Annotated in this window: 13 protein-coding genes; 6 read left to right on the forward strand and 7 right to left on the reverse strand. The window is 73.4% G+C overall.

All coding sequences use genetic code 11. The features are described from left to right. Window positions 1-59: 59 nt before the first annotated feature. The 5 genes from ACGFQC_RS05540 to ACGFQC_RS05560 all read right to left on the reverse strand — a co-directional run bounded on the left by ACGFQC_RS05540 (window position 60) and on the right by ACGFQC_RS05560 (window position 5,823). Window positions 60-1,133, reverse strand: a complete 1,074-nt coding sequence (locus tag ACGFQC_RS05540; protein WP_363090967.1) for a LacI family DNA-binding transcriptional regulator — start codon at window positions 1,131-1,133, stop codon at window positions 60-62. 258 nt (window positions 1,134-1,391) lie between these two features. Beyond that, window positions 1,392-3,149, reverse strand: coding sequence for a glycoside hydrolase family 35 protein (locus ACGFQC_RS05545; RefSeq protein ID WP_363090968.1), 1,758 nt, complete (start codon window positions 3,147-3,149; stop codon window positions 1,392-1,394). A 126-nt stretch (window positions 3,150-3,275) separates the two neighbouring features. Then, the gene (locus ACGFQC_RS05550) at window positions 3,276-4,388 is read right to left on the reverse strand and encodes an MFS transporter (protein ID WP_363091049.1); all 1,113 of its coding nucleotides are present in this window, start codon (window positions 4,386-4,388) and stop codon (window positions 3,276-3,278) included. Window positions 4,389-4,759: 371 nt separating this feature from the next. Beyond that, window positions 4,760-4,951, reverse strand: coding sequence for a DUF397 domain-containing protein (locus ACGFQC_RS05555; protein WP_363090969.1), 192 nt, complete (start codon window positions 4,949-4,951; stop codon window positions 4,760-4,762). After that, window positions 4,948-5,823, reverse strand: a complete 876-nt coding sequence (locus tag ACGFQC_RS05560; protein WP_363090970.1) for a helix-turn-helix transcriptional regulator — start codon at window positions 5,821-5,823, stop codon at window positions 4,948-4,950. The genes ACGFQC_RS05555 and ACGFQC_RS05560 overlap by 4 nt, the downstream gene beginning before the upstream one ends. Before the next feature lie 188 nt (window positions 5,824-6,011). Here ACGFQC_RS05560 and ACGFQC_RS05565 point away from each other — a divergent pair, with 188 nt between their 5' ends. Continuing rightward, on the forward strand, window positions 6,012-7,349 hold the full coding sequence (locus tag ACGFQC_RS05565; RefSeq protein WP_363090971.1) for an acyltransferase: 1,338 nt from the start codon (window positions 6,012-6,014) through the stop codon (window positions 7,347-7,349). Between the two features lie 118 nt (window positions 7,350-7,467). Here the strand turns inward: ACGFQC_RS05565 and ACGFQC_RS05570 are convergent, their stop codons facing one another. After that, the gene (locus ACGFQC_RS05570) at window positions 7,468-8,487 is read right to left on the reverse strand and encodes a Ku protein (RefSeq protein ID WP_363091050.1); all 1,020 of its coding nucleotides are present in this window, start codon (window positions 8,485-8,487) and stop codon (window positions 7,468-7,470) included. Window positions 8,488-8,698: 211 nt separating this feature from the next. After that, on the reverse strand, window positions 8,699-9,505 hold the full coding sequence (locus ACGFQC_RS05575) for a nuclease-related domain-containing protein (protein ID WP_363090972.1): 807 nt from the start codon (window positions 9,503-9,505) through the stop codon (window positions 8,699-8,701). Between the two features lie 110 nt (window positions 9,506-9,615). On the opposite strand from ACGFQC_RS05575, the gene ACGFQC_RS05580 reads away from it, so the two are divergent. The 5 genes from ACGFQC_RS05580 to ACGFQC_RS05600 all read left to right on the forward strand — a co-directional run bounded on the left by ACGFQC_RS05580 (window position 9,616) and on the right by ACGFQC_RS05600 (window position 14,472). Further along, complete coding sequence (locus ACGFQC_RS05580) at window positions 9,616-10,122, forward strand: protein phosphatase (RefSeq protein ID WP_363090973.1); 507 nt, start codon at window positions 9,616-9,618, stop codon at window positions 10,120-10,122. 278 nt (window positions 10,123-10,400) lie between these two features. Further along, on the forward strand, window positions 10,401-11,174 hold the full coding sequence (locus tag ACGFQC_RS05585; protein ID WP_363090974.1) for a hypothetical protein: 774 nt from the start codon (window positions 10,401-10,403) through the stop codon (window positions 11,172-11,174). Continuing rightward, window positions 11,171-12,619, forward strand: a complete 1,449-nt coding sequence (locus tag ACGFQC_RS05590) for a HAMP domain-containing sensor histidine kinase (RefSeq protein WP_363090975.1) — start codon at window positions 11,171-11,173, stop codon at window positions 12,617-12,619. The genes ACGFQC_RS05585 and ACGFQC_RS05590 overlap by 4 nt, the downstream gene beginning before the upstream one ends. A 69-nt stretch (window positions 12,620-12,688) precedes the next feature. Beyond that, window positions 12,689-13,051 (forward strand): SH3 domain-containing protein, encoded by a 363-nt coding sequence (locus ACGFQC_RS05595; RefSeq protein ID WP_363090976.1) that lies wholly within the window; start codon window positions 12,689-12,691, stop codon window positions 13,049-13,051. A gap of 53 nt (window positions 13,052-13,104) precedes the next feature. Then, a complete protein-coding gene (locus ACGFQC_RS05600; protein ID WP_363090977.1) occupies window positions 13,105-14,472 on the forward strand; it encodes an FtsW/RodA/SpoVE family cell cycle protein in 1,368 nt (455 codons plus the stop codon). Window positions 14,473-14,615 lie beyond the last annotated feature (143 nt).

Here is a 14,615-nt window from a genome sequence, read left to right on the forward strand (position 1 = left end):
GACGAGGGCCGGCACGGGGAGCGCGCCCGCGTCCGGCATGGCCCGGCGGTGGGACCGGGTCAGCGTTGCCGTGCGGGTGCCGACGTGCTGTCGCGGATGATCAGGTCCACGGGGGTGACCGTCAGGGCCGGCGGGGGCGCCGCCGGGGCGTCGATGCGGTCGAGGAGGACGTGGAGGGCGCGGGTGCCGATGTCCGTGAAGTCCGTGCGGACGGTGGTCAGCGGGGGCAGGAAGTGGGCCGCTTCCGGGATGTCGTCGTAGCCGACCACGCTGACGTCGTCGGGGACGCGGCGGCCCGCCTCGTGCAGGGCGCGCAGGACGCCGAGGGCCATCTGGTCGTTGGACACGAAGACCGCGGTGATGTCCGGGTTCCGCGCCAGCTCGCGGCCGAGGTCGTGGCCGGAGTCGGCGCTCCAGTCGCCGCGGAGGGGGGCGGGGACCGGGGCTCCGGCGGTCTCCAGGGTGGCCCGCCAGCTTTCCGCCCTGCGGTCCGCCGCCGCCCAGCCGCTCGGGCCGGCCACGTGCCAGACCGTGGGGTGGCCGAGGGACAGGAGGTGTTCGGTGGCCTTGCGGGCTCCGGTGCGGGCGTCCGAGGTGACCACCGGGGTGCCGTCGCCGAGGTCGTTGTCCAGGACCACCAGCGGGGTGTCCAGGCGGGCCTCCGCCAGCGCCTTCGCCACGCGCAGCTGCGGGGCGATCGCGATCACGCCGTCCGCGCCCTCCGCCGACAGGCGGTCCGCCGCCCGTACGACCGTGTCGCGGTCGGCGGTGTCCAGGGCGATCGCGCTGACCAGGTAACCGGCTTCCTGCGCGGCCGTGTTGATCGCGGTCAGGGTGGAGGCGGGGCCGTAGCGGGCCGCGTCGAACGAGATCACGCCGAGCATCCGGGTCCGGCCGCTGGCCAGCGAGCGGGCACTGCGGCTCGGGCGGTAGCCGAGCGTACGCATCGCCGCGAGGACCGCCTCGCGGGTTTCCGCGCGTACGGCCGGGTGGGAGTTCAGCACCCGCGAGACCGTCTGCTTGGAGACGCCGGCCAGCTGTGCCACGTCGGCCATCACGGGGCGCGCGCCCGCGAAGTTGCGGCGGCTGCGGCCTCCCTTGGTCGCCGGGTCGCCGGCGGCGTTCGGGGTCATCGGGTGCCCTTTTCTTGTCCTTCGCCGAATGCGGCCGGTGCGGGTCCGTGTCCGGGGCCCCGTCCGGGTTCCGGTGCGGGTCCGGGTCCGGTGCGGTCCGGACCCAGGTCCGGTTCTGGTGGTGCGGGTAAGGGGGTGGCCGCGGTGGGGGTGGCGGCGCGGCCGTCGGGGCCCGCTCCCGCCGGTCCACAGGATAGGCCGGTCGTTGCCGGGGACCGTGGTCAGGTGGCGGGAGCGGGGCGGCGGCGCCGGGGAGGGTCAGTGCGCCGCCGGGCCGAGGTCCGGTGTGTCCGTGAGGTGGGCACGGGTGGCGGTGGTGGCCTGGAGTTCCAGGAGGACCAGGTCGTTGGTGCCGGGGCGCAGGACGGGGGCCGGGACGTACAGCGTGCGCTGGGGTCCCCTGTTCCAGTAACGGCCCAGGTGGAAGCCGTTGATCCACGCCTGGCCCTTGGTCCAGCCGGGCAGGGAGAGGAACGTGTCCGCGGGGGACCCCACCTCGAAGGTGCCGTGGTGGAAGGCCGGTTCCGCCGACAGGAGGGAGGTGGCCGGCGCGAAGGGCAGCGGCGGCGGGACGTCCAGGGGCAGGGGGTGGCAGTCCCAGCCGTGCAGGGGTGTGCCGTCGAAGGTGACCGGTCCCAGCAGACCCTTGGGGGTGCCGATGCGGGGGCCGTAGTTGACCCGCCCCATGTTCTCGACCAGGACGTGGAGTTCGGCGCCGGCACGTGGGACCCGGACCGGCAGGGTCTCCTCCTGGCGCTCGCGTTCGAGTACGCCGACGGGGGCGCCGTCCACGAAGAGCTGGGCGCGGTCGCCCACTCCGCCGGTGAAGTGGAGGAGGCCGGGTCCCTCCGTGGGGAGCGTCGTGCGGTACAGCACGTAGCCGGCGCGCCGGCCGAGGGCGTCGGCGGAGAGGGGGTCCACGGGTGCGGGAACGACCTTCGCGGGGACCGACGCGAGGAGGGGCCTGCGGTGGGTCAACTCCACCGTGGTCGGCGGCAGTTTGCGGGCCGGCGCGGGGACCGGCTCGTCCGGGACCGGCGCGTGGCGGGCGATGACCTCGCGGAAGGCGTGGTACTTCGGGCCGGGGTCGCCGTGCTCGGTGAGGGGGGCGTCGTAGTCGTAGGAGGTGACGGTGGGGGCGTAGGTGTGGTGGTGGTTGGCGCCGTTGGTGAAGCCGAAGTTGGTGCCGCCGTGGAACATGTAGATGTTGACCGAGGCGCCCGCGGAGAGCAGGCGGTCAAGGTCGGCGGCGGCGTCGGCCGCGTCCCGGCCGTGGTGCGGGCCGCCCCAGTGGTCGAACCAGCCGATCCAGAACTCCGAGCACATCAGGGGGCCTTCGGGCTGGTGCTCGCGCAGGCGCTCCAGGGAGCGGTCGATCCGGCTGCCGAAGGTACCGGTCGCGAGGACGCCGGGGAGGCTGCCCTTGGCGAGGTGCTCGGGGTCGGCCTGGTCGCAGGTGAAGAGGAGTTCCTCCACACCACGGGTGCGCAGGGCGGCCTCCAGGTGCTTGAGGTAGTCCGTGTCGTCGCCGTAGGCGCCGTACTCGTTCTCCACCTGTACGGCGATGACCGGGCCGCCGGACGCGGCCATGTGCGGGAGGAGCGGGGGGAGGAGGAGGTCGAGGTAGCGGTCGACGGCGTCCGTGAAGCGGGGGTCGCTGCTGCGCAGGCGGATGTCGGGGTCGGCGGTGAGCCAGTGGGGCAGGCCGCCGCCGTCCCACTCGGCGCAGATGTACGGGCCGGGGCGGAGCAGGACGTGCAGGCCCTCGGTGGCGGCGAGGCGCAGGAAGCGGGGCAGGTCGAGGAGGCCGTCGAGGACGAGGGTGCCGGGCTCGGGCTGGTGGAGGTTCCAGGGGATGTACGTCTCCACCGTGTTCAGCCCCATCAGGCGGGCCTTGCGGAGGCGGTCGGTCCAGTGGTCCGGGTGGATCCGGAAGTAGTGGAGGGCGCCGGAGATGATCCTCAGGGGGGCGCCGTCGAGGAGGAAGCCGTCGGGGGTGGTGGTCAGGGCGGACATGTGCGGTCCCTTCGAGGGCTGGGGGAGGCGGAGGGCTGGGGACTGAGGGCCGGGGTGGTGTGTGCAGGGGGGAGGAGGTGGATCGGCCGCGGATGGCCGTGGGTGCCACGTGGGCGCCCGGGGTCGTCAGTGACCGGGGCCGGGGCCGGCCGTGCGGGTCGCCCGGACCAGCCAGAGGGTGGCTGCCAGGCAGACCGCGGAGACCGCGGCCAGGAGGAGGGGTACGGCCCTGATGCCGGACCACTCGATGACCTTGCCGAGGGACGGTCCGGCGGCCACTCCGCCGATCATCGAGGCGGCGATGACCAGCGCGCCCGCCCGACCGGCGCCGGGGGCGGCCCGGTGCAGCCAGGGCAGTCCGGTGGGGAAGATCGGCGCGATGAAGAGGCCCACGCCCGCGTAGGCGTACGGCGCCAGGGCCGGTACGGCGGCCAGCAGCAGGCAGGCCGTCATGCCGGCGCAGGAGACGGCGATGATGGCGGGGGCCGGGAAGCGCAGGGCGAGGGGCGCGACCAGGAAGCGGCCGATCGTCATCATCAGCCAGTAGACGGAGGTGGCGGTCGCGGCGACGCCCGCGCCGTAGCCGACGGTCTCCAGGTGGGTGGGCTCCCAGCCGCCGACGCCCGCCTCGATGCCGACGTGCAGGACGTAGAGGGCGACGAAGACGGTCAGGACGGAGACCAGGCTGCGGGTGCGGGGCGTCGGACCGGCCGAGGTGGCGGTGGCGCCGGTGGACTGTGGCGCCTTGTCGCGTACGCCCTTCAGGCACAGGAGGAGGGGCAGGTTGGCGAGGGCGAAGGCCAGGAAGACCGCGGGATAGTGCTCGGCGCCGGCCGCGCCGATCAGGGCCGGGCCGAGGATCGCGCCGATGCCGAAGTGGGCGTTGAGGACGTTCAGCATCGCGGCGGAGCGGTGGCCGAAGCCCACGGCGAAGAGCTGGTTCAGCCCGTAGTCGACACCGCCGAAACCGAGTCCTGCCAGGAGGGCGGCGGCGAGGACCGTCGGCCAGTTCGGCGCGAACGCGAAACCCGCGGCGCCGGCGGCCATGAGGAGGTAGGAGGCGGCGAGGATCCGCCTGTTGCCGATCCGGCCGTAGCACCGGTCGAAGAGGAGGACACCCGCCACGCCGCCGACGAAGTGCGCGCTGAGCGCCAGTCCGGCGGTTGAGGGCGACAGCCCGAATTCCTCGCGGAGGGCCGGGATCGCGGGGCCGTAGAGCGCCTGGAGAACGCCGATCAGGACGAAGCCGACGCAGGAGGCGGCGGTGGCGGACCTGCTGAAGACGGCACCACCCTCGCCGTGCGGTCCGCTCGGCGGCGCCTTCGCGCGCTGTGCCGTGGGCTGCTCTGTCACGCGGACTCCCGAGGACGGACGGGCCCACGACGAGGACGTGGGAGTGCGGTGCGGTGATCTCTGACGACGACTGATGTTACCGGTAACAATTTATGCGTCAAGAGATCCGACCACGCTCGCGGAGTATCAGAGTCGTCGTTCGGAGCGGGCCGTCCCGGCAGTCGTGTCCACACGGTTCGCCGGGTCGCCTCGCACGACCTCACCGGCCCGGCGGCGGCCTCGATTCGGCGAAGCGCACCGCCGGGTTCGAGCCGTCGTCAGCCGCGGGCCACGAATGCCAGGAAGGCCGTCCACTCCGTAGCGGAGAAGGTGAGTTGGGCGCGCGCGGGGGCCTTGGAATCACGGACGTGGATGGCGTCGGGCGCCGTGGCGGCTTCCAGACATTCGCCGCCTTCATTGCCGCTGTAGCTGCTCTTGAACCAGGCGCGGGGGGCGTGCTCGACCGTCATCGTTCTCCCAGCAAGCTCTCGATCAGGGCAAGGGACTCCTGCATCGTAAGTGCCTGTGCCCTGATGCTCCCGTACCGTGCAGCAAGCACCCTGACCTCCTCGTGTTCCACGACGAGGCTGCTGCTGCTCTGCGCCTCGGTGTAACCGACCTGCGACTTCCCCTTGGGAGTCAGCAACACGAACGGACCGCCCATCCCTGCGTGTTCACTTCGCTCCGAAGGCATCACCTGAAGCTCGACGTTGGGCAGCCGACCGAGCCTGAGCAGATGCTCCAGTTGCTCACGATGGACCTCTCGGCCCCCGAGAGGCCGCCGCAGCACCACTTCTTCGATCACAGCCGTCACCATGGGAAGGGGCCAGCGGGTCAGGATGTCCTGCCGAGCCACCCGGGATGCCACGCGCTGATCGACGGTGTCCGGATCCAAGACCGGTTTGCGCATCACGTACAGCGCACGGATTCGCCGTTCTGTCTGCAACAGGCCCGGCACATCATGGTTGTTGTAGAAGTTGAGTTCGACCGCGCTCTTCTCCAACCGCGCATAGTCCTTGAACCACGCCGGATGCCGAACGCGCGCCTTCGCCTTGGCCCGCTCCACGTCCTCGGTCAGCGTCTTCAGCAGCCCACCGGCGTCGAGGAGTTCGTCCGCCGCCTCCAGGAACTCGCGCTGCGGCGTTCGTACGCCCCTCTCCAGCGAGGAGATCAGGTCCGGACCGTAGCCCAGCCGGTCGCCGATCTCCTTCTGCGTGAGGCCGGACCGTTCCCTGAGCAGTCTGACCTGCTTGCCGACCGCCCTGTTCAGGTCGTTGAGCTGCTCGACCTCGTCGTAAGCCTCCTCGGCCTCCGCACTCACCACCTGCTCGGAAACAGTCATCTGCGGCTTGCCCTTCCCTTCAAAACCCCCTGGCCGGTTGCAGATTAGGACGTAACGGCCACGTTCCGTGACGAGAAGCCGCAAAACTCCACCCTGAGGTGGACCGGTAGGTGACGCGGCAGCCACGGGTTGGTCGCGACACGGTGTTTTCGGCGTCCGGGGAGCGAGGGGCGGGAAGCATGCGGGGCATGGGGCGAGATCGGTACGTCGATTTTCTGCGGGCGTGGTCGATCGTGCTGGTGGTGCTCGGGCACTGGCTGGTCACCGGACTGGAGCGGCATGCCGATGGGAGGATCACCGCGCCGGAGTTGTTGGCGACCGTGCCGTGGACACAGTGGCTGACCCTCGGATTCCAGATCATGCCGCTGTTCTTCCTGGCGGGCGGGTACGCGGCCGGCGGGTCCTGGGCGCGGGCACGGGAGGCCGGTGGGACCATCGGCGGGTGGGTGGGGCAGCGGGCGTTGCGGCTGTTGCTGCCCACGGCGGCGTACTGCGGGCTGGTGCTGTCGGCCCTCGGGGTGTGCGGCGCACTCACTGTCGATCGGGCCACCCTCGCGATGGTGGGGTGGGCGATGGCCATGCAGTTGTGGTTCCTGCCCGTCTATCTGCTGCTCAGCGCGCTGACTCCCGTGCTGTACGGCCTTCATCAGCGGTGGGGCCTCCGCGTCCCCCTGGGGATGGGTCTGGTCGGAGGTGGTGTCGGCATGCTGGGCGTGTTGAGCGACTCGTCGTTCGTCGGGGCTGTCGGCCCGGTCACCTCCCTGCTGGTGTGGGGGGTCACCTACCAGCTCGGGTTCTGCTGGCGGGACGGGCTGTCGGGCCGGGGCCGGGTCGTGCCGGTCGGCATGGCCGTGGGGGGTGGGGTCGCGTTCGCGGGGCTTGTGGGACCGGGACCGTTTCCCGTCAGTCTGATCATGGTGACGGGGCAGGACCTCAGCAATACCGATCCGCCCTCCCCGGCCATGCTCGCGTGGGCCGTCGCCCAAGTGGGGGTGGCTCTGCTGGCCGCCCCCGGCGTGCGGCGGCTGTTGCGGGGAGCCGGAGTGTGGGCCGCCGTGCGGGCGGTGGGGAGCGGCAGCATGACTCTCTACCTGTGGCACATGCTGCCGGTGCTCGTCGCCGCCGCCTTCTATCTGACCGGGCTCGCTCCGCAGCCCGGCTACGGCTCCGTCGGCTGGTGGATCCTGCGGGTGCCATGGCTGGTCGTACTGGGGGCCGTCCTCGCCGGTGTCGTGTGGGGACTACGACCGCTGGAGCGGGGACTCGCCTCCCTGAACGTGCGACTGCGGCCGGACCCGGGGGCGCGGTGGGCCTGGCGGCTGTGGGCCGGACTCGGCCTGAGTGTCTGGGCGTTGACGTACTTCGCGGGGCACGGCTTCGCGTACGGGGGGAGGTTCCCGGTGTGGCCCGCTGCGGGGCTGGGGGCGGGCACCGTGCTCGTCGCCCTCAACCGCGGGGCGGACCGGAAGGGCGGGAACGGTGACGGCGGCGCGCAGACCCGGCGGAAGCTGGAGGAGGCCGCCTGAGACCGGGCGGTACGAGCGCTGAAGAGGGCGGCCGAGGGTCGCTCTCCTCACGCCGGGCCTCGGGACGACCCCTTTGCGGCCGCGTGGAGCCCTTGAGCCTCGGCCCACACACGGGTCCTCACGCCGACCGTTTCCGGGCCGTCGTCTTCTTCGTTGTCGTCTTCTTCGTCGCGCTGTTCGCCGTCGTCGCCGTCCTCTTGCCCGTCGACGCCGTCTTCCTCGCCGGCTGGCTGGACTTCGTGGACGCCGCCGTCTTCTTCGCCGTCGACGTGGACTTCTTGCCGCCGGTCTGTTTCGGGGCCGTGCGGGCCGGCTTGCGTCCTGCCCCGGCCTCCTCGCGCCCCGCCGGTCCGCCGCGCGCCTCCCTCGCGGCGCGGACGCTGTTCTCCAGGGCCGTGATCAGGTCCAGGACCCTGCCGCCGGGGGCGGTGCCGGGAGCCTCGGGAGGTGCCTCGCCCGCCACCTTCGCGGCGACGACCTCCTCGACGGCCGCGCGGTACTCGTCATGGAGGTCCTCCAGGTCGACCTCGCCGAGGGCGTCCATCAGGGCGTCCGCGAGGTCGAGCTCCCGGAGGCGGACCGTGACGTCGGCGGCGGGGGCCATGCCCTCGGGGGCGAGGACCTCGTCGGGCCACAGCAGGGCGTGCATGGCGATCGCGTCGCCGACCACACGGAGCATGCCGAGGCGTTCGCGGCCGCGCAGCGCGTACTTGGTGACGGCGACCTTGTTGCTGCGCTTCAGCGCCTCCCGCAGCAGCGTGTACGGCTGGGCCGCGAGGACGCCGCCCGCCTGGAGGTAGTACGCGGCGTCCATCTGGAGCGGGTCGATCCGGTCGGCCGGCACGAAGGCCACGATCCTGATCGTCTTCGCCGTGGGGAGCGGCAGGCGGGACAGGTCGTCCTCGGTGATCGGGATGATCGTGCCGTCGGCCGCCTCGTAGCCCTTGCCGATCTCCGCCTGGCTCACCTCACGGTCCTCCAGCTCGCAGACCTTGCGGTGGCGGATGCGCCCGCCGTCCTCGACGTGGACCTGGCGGAAGGGGATCGAGTGGCTCTCGGTGGCGTTCACCAGTTTGACCGGGATGCTGACGAGGCCGAACGAGATGGCGCCGTTCCATAGGGATCGCACGTGCAGCACCCTCCCGGCTTCGCCGGCCGAAGCCATGCATGAGATGTACGGGACTTATGAGGACCATCCTCGCAATTTTTGCCGTACGGCGCCCGTCGCGGAGGGGGAAGCGCGACGGCGGCCGTCTCCCGGGAGGTGGTGGAGGCGTGCGGGGCGCCGGACGGCTTCCCGGCCGGCGTCGGCCCGCGCCTCTTCACGAGGCTCGCGCGCACGACACGGCTCAGCCGCCGGAGGCCCACGTCCCCCGGTCCCGCGCCATCGCGTGCAGCGCCTCCACGTCCGCCGGTTTCAGTACGCCGCCCAGCCGCGCCAGGCCCGCCAGTTCCGTGTCCCGCAGCACCCGCACCTCGCGCGGGGCGGTGTCCACGCGCACGTCGGCCGGGCCGACCAGGGCCAGCACCGGGCGGACCTCGGCGGTCAGCGCGTGGGAGGCGCGGTCGGCGTCGGCGCGGACCCGGCGCAGCAGGGGCCGGGGGTCGCGGCGGCCGACGGCGACCAGCGGGTCGGCGACGCGGACCCGCTGCCTGCGGGCGTGCACGGTGTGCACGGCGAACAGTCCGGCGGGGCCGATCGCCAGGTGGTGGACGCGGTCGCCGCCGGGCAGCGGGACGGAGTGCAGGGTGTGCCAGCCGGCGCCGTCCAGCCGGTCCAGCAGCTCGCCGACCGTCTGCTCGGCCTCCAGGGCGCGGCGGCGCGGGTCGGGCCGCAGCAGGCGGGCGGGGCCGGGGCCGCGTTCCAGGTCGATCAGCAGGGCCTCTCCGGGGCGGTTGGGGGCGAGGTCGTCGTCGGGGTGGAGGGTGAGGCGGGCCAGTTCGGCGGGGGTGGGGACGGGGGGCGGGCCCACCGTGACGGAGCCGGTCAGGAAGGGTTCGAGCACCTCCAGGACGTCCGCCCGGCGGTCGTCGCCCAGGATGTTGACCCGGCCGGCCTCCCTGTCGTACCAGGCGATGTTCCTGCCGTCCCTCAGGCAGACGTACAGCCGCTCCCGGCCGTGGCACCAGGTCGGTACGACGCGCAGTCCGTTCATGCACCATCACCCCATGACCATGGGAACAGGCTGGATGCCGCGGGGGCAAGCAGGCGATTACCTTGGGGAGGAGTTGGGCATGCCCCAGGGACGCGGTTGGGGAGGCGCCGTTGCGGAACCGCAGGAAGCAACCCGACGTACCGGCTCCGGACAGTCCGTGGAGCGAGATCGTGCCCGGCCTGTGGATGGGCGGGCACGAGTTCCGCGGCCGGAGCGGACAGCGGGAGTTCGTGGTGGTGAGGGGCGAGTTCGATCTCGTCCAGACCTTGTTGCGGCTGCCCGGACACGGGCCCGACCGGGGTGTTGCGCATCATGTCTGGCCCATACCCGACGGGCCGCTGGACGGCACCCAGCTCGCCGGGGTGATGCGGCTGGCGCAGGCGGCCGGTGAGGCGCTGGACGAGGGCCGTTCGGTGCTGGTCCGCTGCTGGCACGGATACAACCGCTCGGGCCTGGTCGTCGCCCACGCGCTGGTGGGCCGGGGCCACTCGCCCGACGAGGCGATCGGGCTGATACGGTCGCGGCGCTCTCCCTGGGCCCTGCACAACGAGCTGTTCGTCGAGTACCTGCTGGCGGGCCTGCCGACGGCCCGGCTGCTGGAGGAGCTGGCCGAGTAATCGTTTCTCCCGGCGTCCCGCGACCGCCCTCCCTGCTGTCCCGCGACCGTCCTCCCGGCGTCCCGCGACCCCCCTCCCTGCTGTCCCGCCGACGTTCTCCCACGGCTCCCCGGCCGGCCGGCCTCGGGGCGGACGGGCGACCGCCGGGCCCGCCGAGCGGTCCGAGCGGCGCGAGCGGTCCGAGCGGCCTGTCGACCGGCGCCCGACCGGTACGCAAAAAGGACTTCCCCACGAATAGGGTGTACGGGGCCGCCCGTCACCCTGATCACAGGAGCCCCGTGCCGCACCTGCGTCCCACCCGTACCGCCCTCGCGCTGGCGGCCGTCGCCCTGCTCGCGTCGGCGACCGCGGCCTGCGGCGACGCCGGCGGGCTGCGGGGCGCGGGGGCGACGCCGACAGCGGTCAGCCCGGAGAAGCTGTGGCCGGACCTGCCGGCGGCGTCGAGTCCGGCGTTCGACACCGACGAGGTGAACACCGAGGTCGTGAAGGGGGTCGCCGTTCCCGCCGACGACATCCGCCGGGTGGACCCGCTGGAGGTCGTACGCCGCGAGATCGCCGCACATCCGGGCGACTACACCGGCTCCAAGGCTCCGTACCGCGAGACGGCCGACCGGATCGCCGACTGCGACGAGAGCGGCGTCGGGCGGCCCCCCTGCCCTGTGCTGCGGCCGTACCACCGGGATCTGACCGGTGACGGACGGGACGAACTGACTCTGGGCTTCCGCCAGTTGCCCGGTGACCTGACGGCCGTCCGCGTGTACACGGTCGATGAGCACCGGCTGGTGCAGGTCATGGGGTGGGAGGACGCCGTGAGCGCGGTGGAGCTGGCCGGGCGGTCGGTGATCATCCGCTCGCCCTCCGAGGTCGCCGGGTACGAGTACCGCCTCCAGTGGACGTGGGACCAGGACCAGCGGGCGATGCTGCTCACGCACGACGAGATGGTGCGGACGCAGGGGCGGGGCGACGGGCGGACCCGCCCGCCCCGGCCGACGTCCACCTCCGGGGCGTCCACCTCGGGGGCCTCCCCCTCGGCCCCCGTGAGCGGCCGATGAGGCTCGCGCTCCCCCGGTGGTCCGGCACGCTCGCCGTGAAGGCCGCCGTGTTCATCACGGTGATGTGCTGTGCGCTCGCCGCGCTGCTCGGCGTCCTCGTGCACGTCTCGGTGACCCACCGGACCGTCGGCGAGGCCCGCGATCTCGCGCTGTCCCGGCTGGCGGACGCCACGGCGGCGTTCGAGGCGGGGGACACGCTCGGCCCCGGCGCGGGCGTCGACCCGCCGGGGCTGCCCGCGGCGCTGCGGGCCCTGGCGGTGTCGGGAGAGCGCGGCACGATGGTCGCCGAGCACCGCGGGCGGCCGACGATGTGGGCCGCCGGGCCCGCCGACGGCGAGCGGAGCGAGAGGGGGGTCCCCCCGCCCGGAGGGCGGGGGAGGGCCCTCGCGGTCACCGTCGACTACGCGCAGAGCGCCCGCACCATCGAGGCGCTGGACAACGCGATCCTGTGCTCGTCGGCGCTGGCGATCGGGGCGACGCTGCTGGTCGGCGCGTTCGCGGTGACCCGGGTGACGCGGCGGCTGCACGCCACCGCGCGGGTCGCCCGGCGGATCAGCGCCGGTGACCTGGACGCGCGCGTGGACGACCCCCGGACCAAGGATCCGACCCGCCCGCAGGACGAGGTGGCCGCCGTCGCCGTCGCGCTGGACTCGATGGCGTCCTCGCTCCAGGGCAAGCTGCTGAGCGAGCAGCGCTTCACCGCCGACGTGGCGCACGAGCTGCGCACCCCGCTGACCGGGTTGCACGCGGCGGCCGAGCTGCTGCCGCCGGGCCGGCCCACGGAGCTGGTGCGCGACCGGGTGGCGGCCCTGCGCACGCTCACCGAGGACCTGCTGGAGATCTCCCGCCTGGACACCGGACGCGAGCGGCTGGAGCCGGACACCGAGGACCTGGGGGCGGTGGCCCGCCGGGTGGTACGGGCGGCGGCGGCCTCCTCCGGCACCCCGTCGAGCGCCTCCCCGGGCACGGGAACCCACCCGGGCACCCATCCGGGCACCGGCACCGGCACCGGCACCGGCACCGGCACCGGCACCGAGGTCAGGGTCGTGCGCGACGCCCGGGTCGAGACCGACCGGCGCCGACTGGAGCGGGTCCTCGGGAATCTCGTCGCCAACGCGCACCGGCACGGGCGGGCGCCGGTGGTGCTGACGGTGGACGGGCCGGTGGTGACCGTGCGGGACCACGGGGACGGCTATCCGGAGTACCTGACGGCGCACGGGCCGCAACGGTTCCGCACCGAGGGGGGCGCGAAGGGGCACGGCCTCGGGCTGACGATCGCGGCCGGTCAGGCGGAGGTGCTGGGCGCCCGGCTGGCCTTCTCCAACGCGCCGGACGGCGGCGCGGTGGCCACGCTGACGCTGCCTCACACACCGCCCCCGAAGACGGTTCCCCGCGACGGGACCACGCCCCCCGGCGGCCGGGGTCTCCCCGATGGCGCAGCGTGACGGGCGGCCCGCGGCGGCTCCTCCTAATGTGGCGGTAAGTCGATTCCGCCCCCTTCCCGGAGGTGCCCCATGCCCCTGCGCTCCGCCCTCACCCGGTTCGCCGTAGCCGGTGCCGCCGGCACCCTCGCCGCCGCGGCCGCCGTCACCCCCGCCACCGCGAGCGAGGGCGGCCAGGGCAGCACCCACCGTCAGGCCCCGCGCCTGTACAAGGGCGTCGTCACCGCGAACAAGCTGCTGCTGCGCAACGCGCCGAACCGCGGCGGCAAGGTGGTCCGCGTCGCCTTCCGCGGCGACGTCGTCACCGTCTACTGCCGGACCACCGGCCAGAAGGTGGACGGCAACTCCCAGTGGTACCTCCTCAGGGACGGCGCCTGGGCCTACGGTGCGGCGCGCTACATCCGCGACCTCGGGCCGACGCCGCGCCGATGCTGACACCGACCGTCCACCAAGGCTCACGAGGAGCCCCATTTGGGTAAGTTCCGGACATGATGCACGCCGGAGCCGAAGTCATCGTCCCGACGGCGGACGCACCGGACCCGGTGGCGCGCCTGCCCAGGCGCCGCGGCGTCGAACTCTCCCTCATCGTCCTGGCCGTCCTGCTGTCGGTGTACGGCTACTGCGCCGTCGGCCTCGCCAGGAACGGCACCGTCCCGCCCGGCGCCGCCGGCTACGGTGCCGGGCTCGGTGTGCTCGCGCTGCTGGCGCATCTGACGGTCCGGCTGCGCGCGCCGTACGCCGACCCGCTGCTGCTGCCCATCGGGGTGCTGCTCAACGGGATCGGGCTGGTGCTGATCTACCGGCTGGACCTGGAGACGCCCGGCGACCGGGCGGCGCCCACCCAGCTCGTCTGGTCGACGCTGGGTGTGGCCCTGTTCGTCTTCGTCGTCGCCGCCCTGCGCGACCACCGGGTGCTCCAGCGGTACGCGTACGTGTGCGTGGTCACCGCGCTGGCCCTGCTGACGCTGCCGATCTTCTTCCCGGCGGTCAACGGCGCCCGGATCTGGATCAGGGTCGCCGGATTCTCCATCCAGCCCGGCGAGTTCGCGAAAGTCCTGCTCGCGGTGTTCTTCGCGGCGTACCTCGCGGCAAACCGCACGGCGCTCGCGCACGCGGGCCGCCGGATCGGGTTCGTGCAGCTGCCGACCGGCCGGGTCCTCGGGCCGGTCGTCGCGATCTGGCTGCTGAGCGTCGGCGTCCTCGTCCTGGAGCGCGACCTCGGCACCTCGCTGCTCTTCTTCGGCCTCTTCGTGGTGATGCTGTACGTGGCCACCGGCCGGGTCGGGTGGACCGCGGTCGGGCTGGTGCTGGCCTCGCTGGGCGCGGCCGCCGTCGGCCTGCTGGAGCCGCACGTCCACGGCCGGGTCGAGGACTGGCTGCACCCGTTCGCGTCGATCGAGGCGGGCGAGGGGCCCAACCAGCTGGCGCAGTCGCTGTTCTCCTTCGCCGCCGGCGGTACCTTCGGCACCGGTCTCGGGCGCGGCCACTCCGTCCTGATCGGCTTCGCCGTCAAGTCGGACTTCATCCTGGCGACGGCCGGTGAGGAACTGGGCCTGGCGGGGCTCTCCGCGCTGTTCCTGCTGTACGGGCTGCTGGTGGAGCGCGGCTACCGGGCCGGGCTGGCCCTGCGCGACCCCTTCGGCCGGCTGCTGGCGGTCGGGCTCGCCTCGATCTGGGCGCTCCAGGTGTTCGTGATCGCGGGCGGGGTGAGCGGCCTGATCCCCCTGACCGGGATGGCGATGCCGTTCCTCGCGCAGGGCGGCTCCTCGGTCGTCACCAACTGGGCGATCGTGGCGCTGCTGATCCGCGTCAGCAATTCGGCACGACGCCAGTACGACGGGAGGGCCGCGCCGTGAACGGACTCCAGCGGGCGGACGAGGGGACGGACGAGACGGGCGGGAGGACGGGCGCGAGGACGGACGAGGGGACGGGCGGGGAGGCCGCCGTGCGGCACGGGCGGTCCCCGCGCGACAGGAGGCCCCGCACGGGGGGCACGGCC

Origin of the sequence: Streptomyces sp. NPDC048734 (assembly GCF_043198675.1) — a bacterium.
Lineage (GTDB): Bacteria > Actinomycetota > Actinomycetes > Streptomycetales > Streptomycetaceae > Streptomyces.